Origin of the sequence: Actinomadura sp. 3N407, assembly GCF_052245875.1 — a bacterium.
Lineage (GTDB): Bacteria > Actinomycetota > Actinomycetes > Streptosporangiales > Streptosporangiaceae > Spirillospora.
Window position 1 is genome coordinate 58,330 of the sequence record NZ_JBQQBP010000002.1, and the last position, 15,665, is coordinate 73,994.

Sequence of the window (15,665 nt, forward strand, 5' to 3'; positions counted from 1 at the left end):
TGCTCTACGTCCCCCTGCCCATCAGTTCCTCCCGCTTTCCGTTGCACGTTTTCGCGCTCGTCGTCATAGCGGTCGATCGGTGGCGCGTCGTACCGCGCGCAGCACCGCGTCGGTAAGCGTGATCTGCTGTCCTTCCGGGTCGGTGGCCGGGCGCTCGGGGGCCGAGGTGGTGATGTCCCACGCCGACGGGTCCAGCACGGTGGCGATCTCTTCGGCCGTGAACATCAGGTGGGGCAGGCGCGGGCGGCGGAACGTCGTCACCTCCAGGTCGGCCGGGTGGTGACCGACGATGAGCAGCGTCCCGCCGGGCCGGACGGCCGCGGCCAGCCGACGGTGCAGGGTGTCGCGCACGGACCGGGGCAGCTGCATGTACTGCACCGACACCAGGTCGTACTGCACCGGGGCGGGATCCCACGCCGCGACGTCGGCCTGCCGCCACGTGACATCCACGTCGGCGTCGGCGGCGTGCCGGGCGGCGCGGTCCAGCGCGGCCTGTGACAGGTCGACCCCGGTGACCTTCCAACCGCGCGAGGCGAGCCAGATCGCGTCCGCGCCTTCGCCGCTGCCGACGTCCAGCGCCGTGCCGGGCGGGAGGTCGGCGGCGGTGGCGAGCACATGCGGATTGGGTCTGCCGCTCCGGATCCGTTTCGCCGACCGGTACCGCTCCTCCCAGTAGTCCCCGGACAGCAGGCGAACGGTGAGCCGTGTGTCCTCGGCGACAAGGTCGGCGTTGATCGCGGCGGCCGCGGCCGCCCCGCTGGCGGCCGAGCTCATCATCTGCGCCATGACGTCGGTGACGTTGCCGGCGACCCACACCCCGGGTACGTCGGTCAGCCCCGTCGGGTCGGCCGCGATCGACTCGCCGATGCCCATCGGATGCGGGGTCGGCTCGAGACCGAGACCCGTGAGCACCCCCGAGTTGGCCACCAGCCGCGGCGGGGCCACCACCACCGAGCACGCCACGGTCGTCCCGTCGGCCAGCCGCAGGCCGGTGATCCGGTCATCGGCCACCTCCAGCGAGCCCACGGGTCCGGTGACGACGCCGATGCCCCAGGCGGTCAGCTGGGCCACCTGCCGTTCGGTCAGCGCCGGGGCGGTGTGCTGGAAGAAGGTCACCTCCGGTGTCAGCTGCCGGAGCATCAGCGCCTGGCGCACGGCCCACTCGGTGTGAGTGGCGAGCACGCCGACCGGCTGGTCGCGCGACTCCCATCCGTGGCAGTGCGGGCAGTGCACCACGTCGCGGCCCCAGCGCTCCGCCACCCCGGGGACGTCGGGCAGTTCGTCGGTGAGGCCGGTGGTCACCAGCAACCGCCGCGCCGTGATCGACCGGCCGTCGTCGAGGCTCACCTCGAACCCGCCGTCGGTACTGCGCGCCGCACCGGCCGTCGCCGGCAGCACGAGCCCGCCGTAGCGCTTGACCTCCGCACGCCCGATCTCGAGGAGTTCGAGCGGACTGATCCCGTCGCGGGACAGGAATCCATGGACGGCCTCGGCGGGCGCGTTGCGCGGCGACCCGGCGTCGACCACGACCACCGAACGCCGGGCCCGGCTCAGTACCACTGCGCCGCTCAGCCCGGCGGCACCGCCGCCGAGTACCGCGACATCGAATTTCTCCGTCATGGCAGCCACCATCGGTTCCCGATGAAAGGGGGATCAATTAAATTTGCGGGGGTGGCAAACACGGACGAGGTGGTGGCCGCGGTCGGGTCCCGGCTCCGCGCGATCCGCAAGCAACGCGAGAGGACCCTCGCCGGCGTGGCGGCCGATACGGGCATCTCGGTGTCCACGCTGTCGCGGCTGGAGGCCGGTCGCCGCCGCCCCACGCTCGATCTTCTGCTGCCACTCGCCCAGGCGTACGACATGCAGATCGACGAGCTCATCGGCGCACCGCCGACCGGTGACCCGCGCATTCACCTGCGCCCGGTGCGGCGCAACGGCATGACGTTCATCCCGCTGACCCGCCGGGCCGGCGGCGTGCAGGCCCACAAGGTGATCATCCCGAAGCGACGCCGCCCCCCTGAGCAGAGGACCCACGAGGGCTACGAGTGGATGTACGTCCTCAACGGCCGCCTCCGGCTGCTCCTGGGCGACCACGACCTGGTGCTGACCGAGGGCGAGGCGGCCGAGTTCGACTGCCGTGTGCCGCACTGGTTCGACAGCGCCGACCCCGCCCCGGTCGAGGTGCTCATCCTGTTCGGCCACCAAGGTGAACGCGCCCACCTCCGCGCCCGCTCCGCACCGCGATAGCGGCGCAGCCGCGATGAAGGGGCGCGCGCCATCGTCCGCACCCTCGTGTGGCGGTGTCGGTTCCAGTTCGGCGATCGCCGCTCGGGCAGCCGCATCCGGCGGCGGATGGCGATCGGTCCCACCGTGGCCGCGGCACGTCAGAGGCGGCGGAGCAGGTAGGCCCAGGCGTCCTGAAGCTGGGCCGGGCCGTAGCAACGATCACGCTTGGCCCGCGACTCGTCCTCGTCCGACCACGTGTAGGACGTCCCTGCCGCTGCGACCTGCAACTGCATGCGGCATGCCTTCTCCAGGAGGACGGCGGTCATCACGGCGGTGGCAACGTCCGGGCCGGCGGTGACCAGCCCGTGGCGGTGGAGCAGGAGTGCGTTGCGGTCGGCGAGAGCGGTCGCGACCGCGGCCCCGAGCTCCCGGTCGCGGATGAGGTCGCCCGTAGCCGTGAAGTGGGGGATGTCCGGAGGCCAGAAGAGAGTTCCCTCATGGCCGATCGGTCGAAGCGGGAGGCCGGTGGCGGCGAACGCGACGGCCGACTCCGCGTGGCTGTGGACGACGGCGCCGACATCGTCGCGTGCGGCCATGATCTCGGTGTGGATCGGGTATTCCAGATGGACCTTGTCTCCGCCTTCGAGCAGGTGCCCCGCACGGTCGATTCGCACGACACGTTCCGGGGTGATCTCTTCCATGCCGTAGCCGGCGGATTTCAGCCACACGCCGTGTCCGTCGGGATCGCGGCAGGACAGGTGGCCCCACACCAGGTCGGCATTGCCGTGGGCGGCCAGGACGCGGCAGCCGGTGGAGACCTCGTCCGCGGGGCTCACGGGACGTCCTTGGCGAGGAAGTCCCCGACGATGCGGTTGAACTGCCCGGGCTGCTCGAACATCGGCCAGTGCCCCGCGCCCGTGATCATGTCGAAGTGCGCGTGCGGCATGATCTGGGCCGCACGCCGGCCCACCTCGGCGGGGGTGGTGGGGTTGTGGTCGGTCCAGACGATCAGAGTCTCGTTGCCGATCCGCGCGAGGTCCGCCTCGTCCAGCATGTGGGCCCGGTTCGCCTCTCCGGGCTGCTCGGCGACCAGCTTGGCCAGCGCTTCCTCGGCTCCGGGAAGCGTGTAGTAGCGGTAGCGGCATTCGACCAGTTCGTCGGTCACCGTGGCCGGGTCGGCCATGAGCCACTCCAGCCTGGCGCGGACGCTTTCGCGCGTGGGGGCCGTGGCGGCCTTCGCGGTGACCGTCTTGACCTGGGCGTGGACTCGTTTGCTCTCATCGAGGCTCTTCTCGTCCGACAGCAGCAAGCCCGCTCCGGTCACCGAGATGACCTTTCCCACCCTGTCGGGATGCTTCAACGCGGTGAACAGTGCGGTCCATCCACCGAGGGACTGCCCCACGAGGTGGGCCCGTTTCGCTCCGATCGCGTCGAGGAATCCCAGCAGGTGTTCGGTGAAGACGGGCGCGTGGTAGGTGACGTCGGTGGGGCGCGCGGAGAGGCCGTGGCCGAGAGCGTCGATGGCGAAGACGCGCAGGCCGCGCTCTGACAGGGGGACGATGTTCCGCAGGAACGCCTCGGCATGTCCCGTCAGGCCGCCCATGAGGATGACCGCGTCGCCGTCGCCGGCCTCGATGGAGCGTGTGCGCCAGCCGGCCGCGTCCCGGAAACGCACCTCGGCGCCGAGTGAGTCAGTCCAGAAGCTCATGTGGGTCCTCCTTGGAGAAAGGCGATGAGGGCGTCGTTGACGACACCGGGCCGCTCGTAGTGCGGCCACTGCTTGGCTCCCGGGATCGTCAGGACGCGGGCGCCGGGGACGGCGGCCGCCGCCATGTCGACGACCCGGGCCGGGGTGTGTCCGTGCTCGCCCCGGATGAAAAGCGCCGGGACGGTGAGTGCGGCCAGCCGCCCGGGGGTGAGCAGGGAGGCGCCGTTGTCGGTGCCGCGTACTCGCCGATGCACCTGGCGGGCCTCGGCGGGCCGGTACAGCACGCTGCGGACCTCGACCATCTCGGGGTCCACGCCGCCGGGATCGGCGAGCAGCCCGGCGAGCCGGGTCCGGACCGCGTCCGGGGTCGGCTCGGCGTAGGCGCGGCCGCCTCGCTCGTAGGCGGCGCGGACGGTGGCGTCCGACAGCCGTTCGTCCTCCGGCTGCAGGCCGGCCGGTTCTATCAGCGCGAGCCGGCCTCCCCGGCTCGGCGCGCGCAAGGCCAGCAGGGCCGCGACCCAGCCTCCCAGCGATTGGCCGACCAGATCGGGATTCTCCAATCGCAGGGTGTCGAGGACGGCCGCCGCGTGGTCGGCGATGTCCTCCACGCCATAGCGTCCGTGGTCGGCGCGCTGGGTGAGTCCATGTCCGAGCAGGTCGAACGCGATGGCCCGGCGTCCAGAGGCGGCGATGGCGGGCAGGGTGCGGGCGAAGGTCTCCAGGTGTCCCCCGCGGCCGTGCAGGAAGACCGCCGGAGGGCCCGATCCCATGGTGACGACTCTGGTCGTCACGTCTCCGGCGCGGATCTGCCGTATCTGGGCGCCCAGCAGGTCCAGCCAGAGGCTCACAGGTGCTCTCGCAGGAACGCCAGGGTCCGTTCCCAGGTGAGTCCGGCCGCTTCGGGATGGTGGTTGGGGTGGGTGTCGTCGTGGTAGGCGTGTCCCGCGCCTTCGTAGACGTGGACCTCGGTGGGCCTGCCGCTGCGTTCGAGGGCGTCGGTGAGCCGGGAGACCTGGTCCAGCGGGATCACCTCGTCGGCTCCCCCGAAATGGGCCTGCACCGGACATCTCACCTGGTCGGCGATGTCGATGCGCGACCGTGTCCGCCCCGTCGGGCTGTAGGGGGCGGGCAGTTCCGGGAGTCCGTACAGCGGGACGGCGCAGGCGAGCCGGTCGGTGCGGGTCGCCCAGACGAGCGCCAGGCCGCCGCCCAGGCAGAACCCGACGACCGCGGCGCGGGCGGCGTTCACGTCCGTCCGGCCGGCCAGATAGTCCAGGCCCGCCTGGAGGTCGGGGACGGCCTGTTCGTCGCGGGCCGCCAGGAACGCCTTGGCCCGGCGCTCCTCCGGGGTGGTGAAGTCCTGCGGGGGCCTGCCACCGGCGCGGCTGTAGAGGTCCACGGTCAGGCACGCGTAGCCGGCGGCGGCGAACCGTTCGGTGACGTGTTCACGGTGCCTGGTCAAGCCGAGGTTCTCGTGCGCCATGACGATGACCGGCGGCGGGGGGCCGCCGGCGGCGCGCGCCGGCAGGGCGAGGTAGCCGCGGATCTCGTCCGGGCCGCTGGGGAAGGTCACCCAGCCGGCGTCGGGGGTGGTGTCCATGTTCCTCCGATTCGGGTCAGCCGGCCCGTGGCGGGGCCGGTGGCTGGATCGCCGCGGCGCGGCCCAGCCGGAGCTTGAGGTGCGCGGCGAGGGCTTCGAGTCGCCGCCGCGGCATCCGGGATGTCGGGCCGGCGACCGCGACCGCTCCGGCGGGGCGTCCCGCGACCATCACGGGGACGGCGACGCCGGCGATGCCCGCGATGAAGGCCTCGATCTCGATGGCGTATCCGCGCTGCCGACATGATTCGATCTCCCGGAGCAGAGCCGCCGGGTCGGTGATGCTCGTCGGGGTGCGCTGGGCGAGCTTCAAGGCCGGGACGATGGTCCGGGCCTCCTCGGGAGGCAGCCCGCTGAGGATGGCGCAGCTGATGCATCCGTTGGCCAGAACCGACCGGCGTCCCAGCGGCGACAGCGCCTCCGGGGAGTGCTGGGCCTCCCGCTTGCCCGTGATCAGCAGGGACCGGTCACGCCAGTCGATCTCCGCCACCAGCACGGTCTCACCGGTGGTCCAGACGAGTTCCTCCGCGATGCCCTGGGTGAGGTGGGCCAGCGCGGTGGTGGCCGAGACCAGGCTGCCCAGTTCCAGTAGCCGGTTGCCCAGGACGTACGCGCCGTCCGGCTCCTGCCGCAGGAACCCGCGTTCGACGAGGGTGACCGCGATGCGGTGGGTGCTGGTCTTGGGCAGGCCGGCCGCCTCCGCGAGCTCGGTGAGCCGGAACCGCGGGTGGGCGGCGCTGAACGCGCTCAGCACGTCCAGGGCCCGGTCGACAGAGCGGACCCCGCGGCGGCGGGGGCCGCCCGCCGCCGGCCCGCCCGCCGCGGGTCCGTCCGGGAAGGGGGATCGAGAGTCGTCCATGAGGGTGCCTCAGCCGCAGTAGGGTGGTGCCTTACTCGCATTTTCCCTGGTCACGACGGTTTCCGGCACTTTCTCGATTTTCTTGGCCCCGGGCTCCTTACGCAGCAGATCGACCACGTTCTCCACGGCCATCTCCCCGACGTCCTTGGGAGTGTTGCTGACCGTGACGGCGAACCGTCCGGAACCGACCGCCTCGACGCCTTCGGCGGTGCCGCCGTTGGTGAGGATCTTGATGTCGGTCCTGTCCGCGGCCTTGAACGCCGCTTCGACGCCGAACGCCATGTCCTCGTTGTGCACGAAGATGTACTCGACGTCCGGCTTGGCCTGCAGAAGGTTCTCGGCCACGTCCTGGGCCTTGGCCCGCTGCCAGAGGGCGGGCTGGTCGAACACGACCTTCGCCTTGGAGCCGATGCCGTTCTTGAAGGCCTTGTTCATCAGGTCGGCGGCGGCGCCCGGGGCGCCCCCGATGATCGCGACCTCGACGGGCTCGCCGCCGCTGTCCTCGACCAGCCATTCGCCGAGGGAACGGCCGACCTGCTCGACGTCGGTGACGACGGCGCCGAGGATCTTCGACTGGTCGATGCCGGACACGACCGAGGTGAGGAAGATCGGGATGCCGGCCCGGTTGGCGCGGCCGACCCCGCCCTGGAGCGAGTCGATGTTGACGGTCTGGACGACGATGACGTCGACGCCCTTGACGATCATGTCGTTGATGTTGGACAGCTCCTTGCCCGGGTCCATCGCCGAGTTGGCGGTCAGGACCTCGACGCCTTCCTCGCCGGCCTGCGCCAGCAGCGCCTTCTGAAGGCAGGTGTGGAACTGGATGCTGTTCCCGTTGACGAAGCCGATGGTGATCTTCTCGCTGGAGGGGACGGCGGCGGCCTTCTTCGTGCCCTCGTCCACCGAGCAGCCGGCGGCCGCGAGGGTGAGGGACACGGCGAGCGCCGCGTGCGGGGCCGCCGAACGCAGGCCCCTACCGGTATTGGCGAACATGAAAGATCCTTCCGGACCGGATGGGATGGACGGGTACGGGGCGGTCAGCGGGCGCGGCCCCGCAGATGGTTGGTGATGGCCGCGATGAGCAGGACGCCGCCGACCGCGACGTCCTGAAAGTGCGCGTTGACCTGGAGCAGGTTGAGCGCGTTGGCGACGATGCCGAGGAGCAGGACGCCGAGGACGGTCCCGACGAGCGTGCCGCTCCCGCCGTGCAGCGCCGTCCCGCCGATGACGACGGCGGCGACCACGGTCAGTTCGAGATGCAGTCCCCCGGTGCCCGGGCTGGCCGCGCCGAGCCTGGCCACGAGCATGGCGCCGCCCAGCCCGGCCAGCAGGCCCGCGAGCGTGTAGAGCAGAAGGCTGGTGCGCGCGACCGGGATGCCCGCCAGCCGAGCGGCGTTCTCGTTGCCGCCGATGGCGAAGGCGTTGCGGCCGAACGCCGTCCAGCGCATGACCAGCCCGGCGACCAGGCAGATGAGCACCGCGAGCACGACCAGCGCGGGCACGGCGCCCAGTACCTCGCCGAACCCCAGTTCCACCAGGTGGTCCCCGATGGAGACGCTCTGGCCGTCGATGATGAGCAGCGCCGCTCCACCGAGAACGGTGGAGGTCGCCAGCGTGGCGACGAACGGCGCCACGCGGAAGAACGTCACGACGACTCCGTTGGTCAGCCCGATCGCCGCGCCCACGGCCAGGGCCGCGAGGACGGCCGCCCACTCGTTGACGCCGGAGGCGATGAGCTGGGCGACGACGCCGCTGGTCACGGCGGCGATGGAGCCGAGTGAGAAGTCGATCCCGCCGGCGGTCATGAGCATGGTGAGGCCCACCGCCAGTACCGCGGTGACGGCGACCTGCTGGGAGATGTTGAGGAGATTCGGGCCGGTCAGGAAGACGGGACTGTTGAGTGCGGTGACCAGGGCGGTGACCAGCAGGACGGTCAGCAGGCCCAGGTGCCGGGTCAGCCCGGCCGGCAGGCTCACGCCGACGCGGCCGCGGATGTCCGCGATGGTGGTCATGGCGTCTGTCCTCCTGCGGTGAGGGATATGAGGTCATCGCGGGTGACCTGGTCGATGGGCAGGTCGGCCGCCGTCCGCCCGGCGCGGACCACGACGACCCGGTCGGCGAGCCGGACGACCTCGTCGACGTCGGAGGACGCGAGCAGGACCGCGGTGCCGCGGGCGGCCAGGTCTCCGGCCAGCCGGTGGATGTCGGCCTTGGCCGCCACGTCGACACCGTTGGTGGGTTCTTCCAGCAGGCACGCGGTCGCCTCGGTGTCGAGCCACGCGGCCAGCAGCACCTTCTGCTGGTTGCCGCCCGACAGGGTGGAGACCGCCGGGTTCGCTTGGATCGTGGTGACGCCGTACCGGTCCCGGGCGGCGCGCCCCTGCCTGCGCATCCGTCCCCACCGCACCAGCCATGGGCGTCCGAGCCCGCGGCGGGCGAGATCGAGGTTCTCGTCGACGGTCAATCCGGGCACGAGGCCGTAGGCGAGCCTGTCACCGGTGACGCACCGCAGACCCGCCGCCAGCGAGGCGCCGATGTTCCCCGGTCGTACGGCACGGCCGTTCACCCGCACCTGCCCGGACCGCGGCCGGCGAAGCCCGCTGAGGAGCGGGAACAGTTCGGACTGCCCGTCACCGGCCGGGCCGAGCACCGCGGTGATCTGCCCGGCGTGCACCTTGAGGTCGAACTCGCGCAGGCGTCCTGCGGTCACCGCGCAGAGTTCCAGCACCGGGGCGGGTTCGCGCATCGCACTGAGTTCCGGCGCCGGTTCGTCCTCGGCCGGTACATGATCGCCGGTTCCGTGGACGAGCCGGTCCCCGACCATGGCCCGCACCAGAGCCGGCAGGTCGACGTCCGTGGCCGGGACGGTGACGACGCGCCGCCCGTCCCGCATGACCGTGATCCGGTCGGCGAGATCCAGAACCTCGTCCAGGTTGTGCGAGATGTAGACGACGCCCGTCCCGCGTGAGCGCAGCGTGCGCACCAGGCGGTGGATCCGCAGGGCGTCGGCGCCGCCAAGTGACGCGGTGGGCTCGTCCAGGATGAGGACGCGTCCGCCCAGGTGCACCTCCCGTGCGATCTCCACCAGCGTCTGCTCGGCCGGGCCGAGACCGGCGGCGACCAGATCGGTGGCGATCTCGATGCCGAGGTCGGCCAGGGCGCGTGCCGCTTCCCGGTGCGTCTGCCTCCAGGCCACCTTGCCCATGCGGGTGGGCAGGCGGCCAAGGAGGAGGTTCTCGGCGATGGTGAGACCGGGGACCAGGGACCGTTTCTGGTGCACGATGCTCACGCCCGACGCGTGTGCGCGCCGGGGAGTCAGCGCCGAATGCCGGTCTCCGGCGATGACGATGGTGCCGCTGTCCGGCGCGATGGCGCCGCTGATCGTCTCGACGAGGGTGGACTTGCCCGCACCGTTCATGCCGACGACGGCGTGCACCTCCCCGGGCAGCAGCGTGAAGTCGACGCCGGCCAGGGCGTGAGCGCCTCCGAACGTCTTGCTCACCTCGCGCAGTTCCAGCACCGGTGCGGCCGCCTCGGCCCGCCCGGGCGGGGTGATTTCCACCGCTCCCCCGGTGACCTGCGCGGATTCATCGGCTGCGGGCATGTCAGCCGCCCTCTGCGAGGTCGCGGGTGTACATGTCCTGGTGGGCGACACCGAGCACGACCATGAGGTTGCGCAGCGCCACCGGGTTCATCCCGTGCGCCAGCAGCCGGTCGGAGTCCCGGCCGGCGACCGCCCGCCGTTCCGGGGCGGTCAGCGGGTAGGCGGACATGACCTCCTCCGGATCGGCGTCGAAGCGTCCGAGCAGGCCGGGCGTGTGCTCCAGGTCCCTGGCCAGCCGGTTGAGGCCGACGATGCTCACGATGCCTCCTCGGCGATCTCGAAGCCGCTGATGCCGATGCCGACGGTCCACGCGGGCATCGGCCGGTAGGCGTACACGCGCGCCGGCCCTCCGGCGGCACCCGCGGCGAGCAGCCAGGTGCGCAGTTCCAGCGCGCCGTTGCCCGCCGCTCCGGTGATGTGGTCGTCGCTCCAGTCCAGGACGTCCTCCGCACGGCCCTGTTCCAGCAGCGCGAGAAGCTCGCGGTCGAACCGCTCGTTGATCTCGCCGAAGCGGGGAAGCCCGACCCAGTGCGACAGCCCGCCGGTGGCGAGCACACCGACCCTGGTGCCGCCGGGCAGGGCGCGGGTCGTGGCCGCCAGGGCCCTGCCCAGGTCGTAGCAGCGGCGCAGGGTCGGTAGCGGTTCGGTGTTGCAGTTGACGAACAGGGGGACGATTCCGGTGCGCGCCGCCGACGGCAGCTTGGTCAGCGGCACCGTGAAGCTGTGGTCGAGCCGCATGGTGTGCGAGCGCGCCGCCTCGAATCCCCGTTCGGTCAAGCCGGCCAGCAGCCGTGCCGCGATGTCCGGCCGGCCCCGCACCGTGGGCGCGGGATTGCCGAACTCCCCCCACCCCTGGTGCTCCTCGGCGAGACCGAGGCAGAAGGAGGGGTAGTTCTCCAAGCCGAACGTCTCGTAGTGGTCGGTGGCGACCACGACGACCGCGTCCGGCTCGGCCGCGGCGATGTCCTCGTCGAGTTCTTCCCAGGCGGTGTGCAGGGCCGCGGAGACGTCGGGGTCGGCGTGGGCGTTCTTGACGATCGCACCGACGTGCGAGGTGGCGGCGGCGAACACGAGGCGTCCCATCATCCGGCCCGCCCGTCCAGCAGGCGGATGTCGTCGGGGTGCTCGCCGCCCCGGCGGACCACGTCGGTGGCGTGCAGCCGCCCGCAGGACGGGCAGGCGTACCGGCGCAGCTCCAGCTCTCGGCTGAGACGCGTCGCGTGGCCGAGCTCGTGCACGTCGTAGGTGGTCTCCAGGGCGGCATGGGGACGCCACGGTCCGTCTGCGGACGACAGCACGGAGCCGCAGCCGCAGGCGATCCAGCGCCGGCCGGCGGCCGCGATCACCTCCAGCCCGTCGCCCATCGGGTGGAGCCGGGTCCGCGGCCCGTCCGGGACGGTGGGAAGAGCGCGTTCGGGCACCCGCTCGCGGCGGTGATTCCGCAGGTCCCGCCGTCGCGCGGCGGTGGCGGCCTCGTCGATCCGCCCGTCGTCGCCGAGGACGGCCCCGTACACGCGCACGGCGGCCTCGGGGGTGACGGCACCGAAGGCCAGGTCGCCCTGGAGTGCCTCAACGGAACGATCCAGCGGATCGCCCCAGCCGCCGCCGGCCTGCGGGACGGTGGCGAGGACATCGTCGTCTCCCAGGCGGTAGAGGCCCTGGCGGCCGCGCATGACCGGCCGGTCGCCCGACAGGTCGTCCACGGCGGGGACCTCCCCTGCGGCGAGACGGCTCTTGACGTCGCTCCCGTGGACGACGGTCCGGGTGTTCTGCGCACCCGGGTACCCGCCGAAGATCCCGACGGAGTTGGGCACCTCCCAGCCGTGCGCCGAGTTCAGCGCGGTGACGTCACGGCCGCCATGGACGGTGTAGACGGCTCCCATGCTCATGCCGCCCCGGTTTCGGCCGGCTCCGCCGGAGTCGGCGACCAGGCCGCGCCACAGGTAGAGCAGCGGAGCGTCCATCTCGACGGCCTCGACGTTGGAGATGCGCTGCCGCTCGATGTTGTGCTGGCCCTGCGTCCATGCGCCGTCACGGTGGGCGTAGGCGGCACCGCCCGTGGCCAGGCAGTCCATGATCACGTAGGTCTGCCGGCGGCCGTCCGCGGCGGCTCCGGTGAGGACGAACTTGTCGGGCCCGCCGGCAGGGACGGCCTGGGCCTCGCGCAGCAGCTCGTCGGAGCAGGCCGCGAGCTTGGACAGGCATTCCGTCGCGGTCATCTCGACCAGCCAGCCCGCCTCCAGGGCGCCGCCGCTGACCGCCGCGGGACGTGACGCGTTGCAGATCAGGCCGTCCGGGCAGTGGACGTCGAGGGGCTTGAACAGGCCCTCGTTCCAGGGCGCGTCGAAGGCGAGCGTCGGCAGCAGCGCCGCCGCGATCCCCGCCATCATCCCTGAGTGGGCGCAGTTGACGTAGCCCGCGGCCTGCGGAGACGAACCGGAGAAGTCGAATCGCAGAGAGTCGCCGCGCTTGGAGAGCACCAGATCGATCACGTAGGTCACGTTGTCGGTGGACCGCGCCAGGCCGCCGTCGTTGTCGAGGAACGCGCGCGAGTGCAGGCGGGCGTCGGGCAGCCTGCCCAGCCGATCGCGCAGCCGCCGCTCGGACAGCTCGATCAGGTTGGCCATCACCTTCCGGACGGTGCCGGGTCCGTACTTGTCCGCGAGCGCGGTCATCGCCCGGATCGCGGTGTTGTTCGCCCCGACCAGAGCGCGCAGGTCCAGGTTGACCGTGGGCGCCATCCGGGTGTGAGCGAGGATCAGATTCCACACGTCGGTGCGGATCCTGCCGCCGTCGACCAGTTTGGTCGGCGGCATCTGCAGCCCTTCCTGATAGGAGTCGGTCGCGTCGATGCAGAAGCTGCCGGGTGTCATGCCGCCGACATCGACCATGTGGCACATGGCGCCGGTCCAGGCCAGCAGCTCGCCCTCGAAGAAGATCGGTGCGATCAGGCCGACGTCCTGGGCGTGCACGGTGCCCTTCCAGGGGTCGTTCACGATGAACATGTCGCCGGGGTCGATCCCGGGGTCCCCCGCGCAGTCGGTGATCACCGACCGGGTGATCGCGGCCATGGACGAGGCGTGCGACAGGATGGTGCGGCCCATCGCGGCGACCGAGCCGTCCGGAAGGTAGAGGCCGACGTTGTAGTCGCTGGCCTCGACCACGTGGGTGGAGCCGGAGATGGCGGCCAGGGTGGCGCCCTGCTCGTCGGTGATGGCCAGCAGCCGGTGCCGGATGACCTCGAAGGTGACCGGGTCGATGTCGGTGGCGTCGGTGGTCACGCCTCCCCCTTGCCGTTGATGACGAGGTTGCTGCGGCGGTCGACGGTGAGTGACTGCGAAGGCCCGATCACCACGGTGGTGCCGGCGAATTCCAAGATCGCCGGACCGCGGAGTTCGGCGCCCGCCCCCAGCCCCTTGCCGCGGTAGACCCTCGTCGCGACCCGGCCCGTCTCCGGGAAGTGGACATCGCGCTCGCCCAGGAACGCCGCGTCCGGATCGGCGGCGCCCGGGTAGGCCCCCTGCTGGACGCCGGTGATGGCGACGCGTCCCTCGACCCGCAGGGTGTGGATCTCCACTCCCGCGGCCAGGAGCGCGGTTCCCGCCCCGTAGATCCGCTCATAGGCGTCCCGGAAGTCGGCGATGAGGCCGCGGAGGACCTCGGTGGTGATCTCGCCGTCGGGCACGGTGAGCGGAAGTTCGTGGGACTGGCGGCGGAACTTCAGATGGGCGATGCGGGCGAACCGTGCCCGCGGGTCGTCCTCCAGATCCGCGCCGCACCGGCGGGCCAGCTCGTCGAAGGCGGCGTTGATCCGCGCGGCGTCCAGGTGGACGGCCGGGTCCCCGGCGCCGGGCGGGGTCCGGTGGACCTCCGTGGTCTGCACCGCCCGGTACCGGTCGGAGGTGACGGCCCCGTAGGCGGAGTGCACGGTCGAGGTCGGCGGGACGACCAATGTCGCGATGCCGGCCGCCTCGGTGTAGGCGTAGGCGTGGGTAGGCCCGGCTCCGCCGTAGGCGTAGACCACGAAATCGCGCGGATCATGCCCTTGCTCGACGGTGACCTTGCGCAGCAGATCGGCCATCTGATTGTCGGCCACCCGGCGGATGCCCGCGGCCGCCTCTTCGACGGTGAAGCCGAGCGGCTCGGCGATGTGCTCGCGGATGGCCTTCTCCGCCATGGAGCGCTCCAGCGGCATCCGGCCGCCCAGGAACCGAACCGGGTCGATGATGCCCAGGACGACATCGGCGTCGGTGACCGTCGGGCGGTCGCCGCCGCGACCGTAACAGGCGGGCCCGGGAACCGAACCGGCGCTCTGCGGCCCCACCACGAGTACCCCCGACTCGTCCACCGCCGCGATCGAGCCGCCGCCCGCGCCGATCGCGGTCACCTTGATGCGCGGCAGCGCCAGATGCAGATCGCCGACCTCCCCGGTCCGCTCCACCAGCGGTTCGCCGTCGATGATCAGCCCGACGTCGAAGCTCGTGCCGCCCATGTCGGAAGTGATCACATTCGGGTGCCCCAGCCGGGCCGCGAGGGCGGCCGAGGCCAGTACGCCCCCGGCCGGTCCCGAGGTCAGCATGGACGCCGAGCGCCGCGCGGCGTCCTCGGCCCGCATGACGCCACCGCCGGAGTCCATGATCGAGAAATCACCCGCGAAGCCCGCCGACCGCAGGCGCCCCTCGAGGTCCGCGACATAGTCGCGGATCACCGGGCCGAGATAGCTGTTGACGACCGTGGCCGCCGACCGCTCGTACTCGCCGATCACCGGGGCGACCTGGTGGGACAGGGTCAGGTAGGCCTCCGGCCACTCCTCCCCGACGATGCGCTCGACCGCCGATTCATGGGCGCCGTTGACGAACGACCACAGGAACGAGACCGCCAGCGCCCGGACGCCCTCGTCGCGCAGCCGCCGCAAGGTCGAGCGGACCTCCTGCTCGTTCAAGGCCACGACCTCGGCTCCGTCGCGGTCGACCCGCTCGGTGACCTCCGCGATCAGCGACCGCGGCACGATCTGATCCGGATTGCGGCGGCGGCTGTAGTGCCCGGTCGCCGAACCCATCCCCACCCACGAGGTCATCGACCGCTGGATGAGCATGGTGTCGCTGAAGCCGCGGGTGGTCAGCAGCGCGGTCGGCGCTCCCTTCCGCTCGATCAGCGCGTTCGTCGCCGCCGTGGTGCCGTGCGCGAAGTACACGACGGCGGCGCACAACGCCGGCAGGCTCATCCCGTAGGACCCGGCGGCGAGCCTCAACGCGTCGACGACGCCCTCGGAGCGATCCTCGGGGGTGGTCGGCGTTTTGAACAGCTGCGGGGGATGCCCGTCTTGAAGAACGACGAGATCGGTGAATGTCCCGCCGACGTCCGTGCCCACAAAGAACCGCGCCGAGGTCTCCGGTTGATGATCCACACTGCCCCCACAAGAATTTCCATCCGGTCGCCGACAAGAGCCGTGCGAGTCGACGGCGTGACATGCCGGTTACGTCTGGACAACCCTGCGGGTGTGTCCACCGTCACCGCAACGGCCTGGTCCGCAGTGCGGAACGGCGCAGCTGAAACCACGTCTGAGCAGGCCCCCGCAGGGCCCTCACCCGCCGAAGACCACAAACAGCGGCCGGTGCGGCACAGAGCCGGGAAACGAAATTCCGCAGACCTGTTCTTCGATTGACATCCC

14 protein-coding genes are annotated in these 15,665 nt (G+C 71.6%); 1 reads left to right on the forward strand and 13 read right to left on the reverse strand.

The window, feature by feature from the left end:
• Positions 1–63: 63 nt before the first annotated feature.
• Positions 64–1,620 carry a methyltransferase domain-containing protein gene (locus ACTWPP_RS04340; RefSeq protein WP_443102760.1) on the reverse strand — a complete coding sequence of 519 codons (1,557 nt, stop codon included), beginning with the start codon at positions 1,618–1,620 and terminating at the stop codon, positions 64–66.
• 51 nt (positions 1,621–1,671) lie between these two features.
• Here ACTWPP_RS04340 and ACTWPP_RS04345 point away from each other — a divergent pair, with 51 nt between their 5' ends.
• On the forward strand, positions 1,672–2,247 hold the full coding sequence (locus ACTWPP_RS04345) for a helix-turn-helix domain-containing protein (RefSeq protein ID WP_443102761.1): 576 nt from the start codon (positions 1,672–1,674) through the stop codon (positions 2,245–2,247).
• Positions 2,248–2,384: 137 nt separating this feature from the next.
• Here ACTWPP_RS04345 and ACTWPP_RS04350 read toward each other — a convergent pair whose 3' ends face one another.
• The 12 genes from ACTWPP_RS04350 to ACTWPP_RS04405 are packed head-to-tail and all read right to left on the reverse strand — an operon-like array spanning position 2,385 to position 15,401.
• On the reverse strand, positions 2,385–3,062 hold the full coding sequence (locus ACTWPP_RS04350; RefSeq protein WP_443102762.1) for a class II aldolase/adducin family protein: 678 nt from the start codon (positions 3,060–3,062) through the stop codon (positions 2,385–2,387).
• Entirely contained in the window at positions 3,059–3,934 is an 876-nt protein-coding gene (locus ACTWPP_RS04355; protein ID WP_443102763.1) for an alpha/beta fold hydrolase, read from the reverse strand. The genes ACTWPP_RS04350 and ACTWPP_RS04355 overlap by 4 nt, the downstream gene beginning before the upstream one ends.
• On the reverse strand, positions 3,931–4,782 hold the full coding sequence (locus ACTWPP_RS04360) for an alpha/beta fold hydrolase (protein WP_443102764.1): 852 nt from the start codon (positions 4,780–4,782) through the stop codon (positions 3,931–3,933). Before ACTWPP_RS04360 ends, ACTWPP_RS04355 begins: the two co-directional genes overlap by 4 nt.
• Positions 4,779–5,534 (reverse strand): dienelactone hydrolase family protein, encoded by a 756-nt coding sequence (locus ACTWPP_RS04365; RefSeq protein WP_443102765.1) that lies wholly within the window; start codon positions 5,532–5,534, stop codon positions 4,779–4,781. The genes ACTWPP_RS04360 and ACTWPP_RS04365 overlap by 4 nt, the downstream gene beginning before the upstream one ends.
• A gap of 16 nt (positions 5,535–5,550) precedes the next feature.
• Positions 5,551–6,390, reverse strand: a complete 840-nt coding sequence (locus tag ACTWPP_RS04370; protein WP_443102766.1) for an IclR family transcriptional regulator — start codon at positions 6,388–6,390, stop codon at positions 5,551–5,553.
• A gap of 9 nt (positions 6,391–6,399) precedes the next feature.
• Entirely contained in the window at positions 6,400–7,383 is a 984-nt protein-coding gene (locus ACTWPP_RS04375; RefSeq protein WP_443102767.1) for a sugar ABC transporter substrate-binding protein, read from the reverse strand.
• Between the two features lie 44 nt (positions 7,384–7,427).
• A complete protein-coding gene (locus ACTWPP_RS04380; RefSeq protein ID WP_443102768.1) occupies positions 7,428–8,402 on the reverse strand; it encodes an ABC transporter permease in 975 nt (324 codons plus the stop codon).
• Positions 8,399–9,994, reverse strand: coding sequence for a sugar ABC transporter ATP-binding protein (locus tag ACTWPP_RS04385; protein ID WP_443102769.1), 1,596 nt, complete (start codon positions 9,992–9,994; stop codon positions 8,399–8,401). The genes ACTWPP_RS04380 and ACTWPP_RS04385 overlap by 4 nt, the downstream gene beginning before the upstream one ends.
• A 1-nt stretch (position 9,995) precedes the next feature.
• Positions 9,996–10,253, reverse strand: a complete 258-nt coding sequence (locus ACTWPP_RS04390) for a hypothetical protein (RefSeq protein WP_443102770.1) — start codon at positions 10,251–10,253, stop codon at positions 9,996–9,998.
• A complete protein-coding gene (locus ACTWPP_RS04395) occupies positions 10,250–11,080 on the reverse strand; it encodes a hypothetical protein (RefSeq protein ID WP_443102771.1) in 831 nt (276 codons plus the stop codon). The genes ACTWPP_RS04390 and ACTWPP_RS04395 overlap by 4 nt, the downstream gene beginning before the upstream one ends.
• A complete protein-coding gene (locus ACTWPP_RS04400; RefSeq protein WP_443102772.1) occupies positions 11,077–13,275 on the reverse strand; it encodes a hydantoinase B/oxoprolinase family protein in 2,199 nt (732 codons plus the stop codon). The genes ACTWPP_RS04395 and ACTWPP_RS04400 overlap by 4 nt, the downstream gene beginning before the upstream one ends.
• The gene (locus ACTWPP_RS04405) at positions 13,272–15,401 is read right to left on the reverse strand and encodes a hydantoinase/oxoprolinase family protein (RefSeq protein ID WP_443102773.1); all 2,130 of its coding nucleotides are present in this window, start codon (positions 15,399–15,401) and stop codon (positions 13,272–13,274) included. Before ACTWPP_RS04405 ends, ACTWPP_RS04400 begins: the two co-directional genes overlap by 4 nt.
• Positions 15,402–15,665 lie beyond the last annotated feature (264 nt).

What these genes read in the sequence shown, in the direction of transcription:
- ACTWPP_RS04340 (WP_443102760.1), bottom strand. Translation starts at nt 1,620, where the DNA reads ATGACGGAGAAATTCGATGTCGCGGTACTCGGCGGCGGTGCCGCCGGG.
- ACTWPP_RS04355 (WP_443102763.1), bottom strand. Translation starts at nt 3,934, where the DNA reads ATGAGCTTCTGGACTGACTCACTCGGCGCCGAGGTGCGTTTCCGGGAC.
- ACTWPP_RS04365 (WP_443102765.1), bottom strand. Translation starts at nt 5,534, where the DNA reads ATGGACACCACCCCCGACGCCGGCTGGGTGACCTTCCCCAGCGGCCCG.
- ACTWPP_RS04370 (WP_443102766.1), bottom strand. Translation starts at nt 6,390, where the DNA reads ATGGACGACTCTCGATCCCCCTTCCCGGACGGACCCGCGGCGGGCGGG.
- ACTWPP_RS04375 (WP_443102767.1), bottom strand. Translation starts at nt 7,383, where the DNA reads ATGTTCGCCAATACCGGTAGGGGCCTGCGTTCGGCGGCCCCGCACGCG.
- ACTWPP_RS04380 (WP_443102768.1), bottom strand. Translation starts at nt 8,402, where the DNA reads ATGACCACCATCGCGGACATCCGCGGCCGCGTCGGCGTGAGCCTGCCG.
- ACTWPP_RS04385 (WP_443102769.1), bottom strand. Translation starts at nt 9,994, where the DNA reads ATGCCCGCAGCCGATGAATCCGCGCAGGTCACCGGGGGAGCGGTGGAA.
- ACTWPP_RS04395 (WP_443102771.1), bottom strand. Translation starts at nt 11,080, where the DNA reads ATGATGGGACGCCTCGTGTTCGCCGCCGCCACCTCGCACGTCGGTGCG.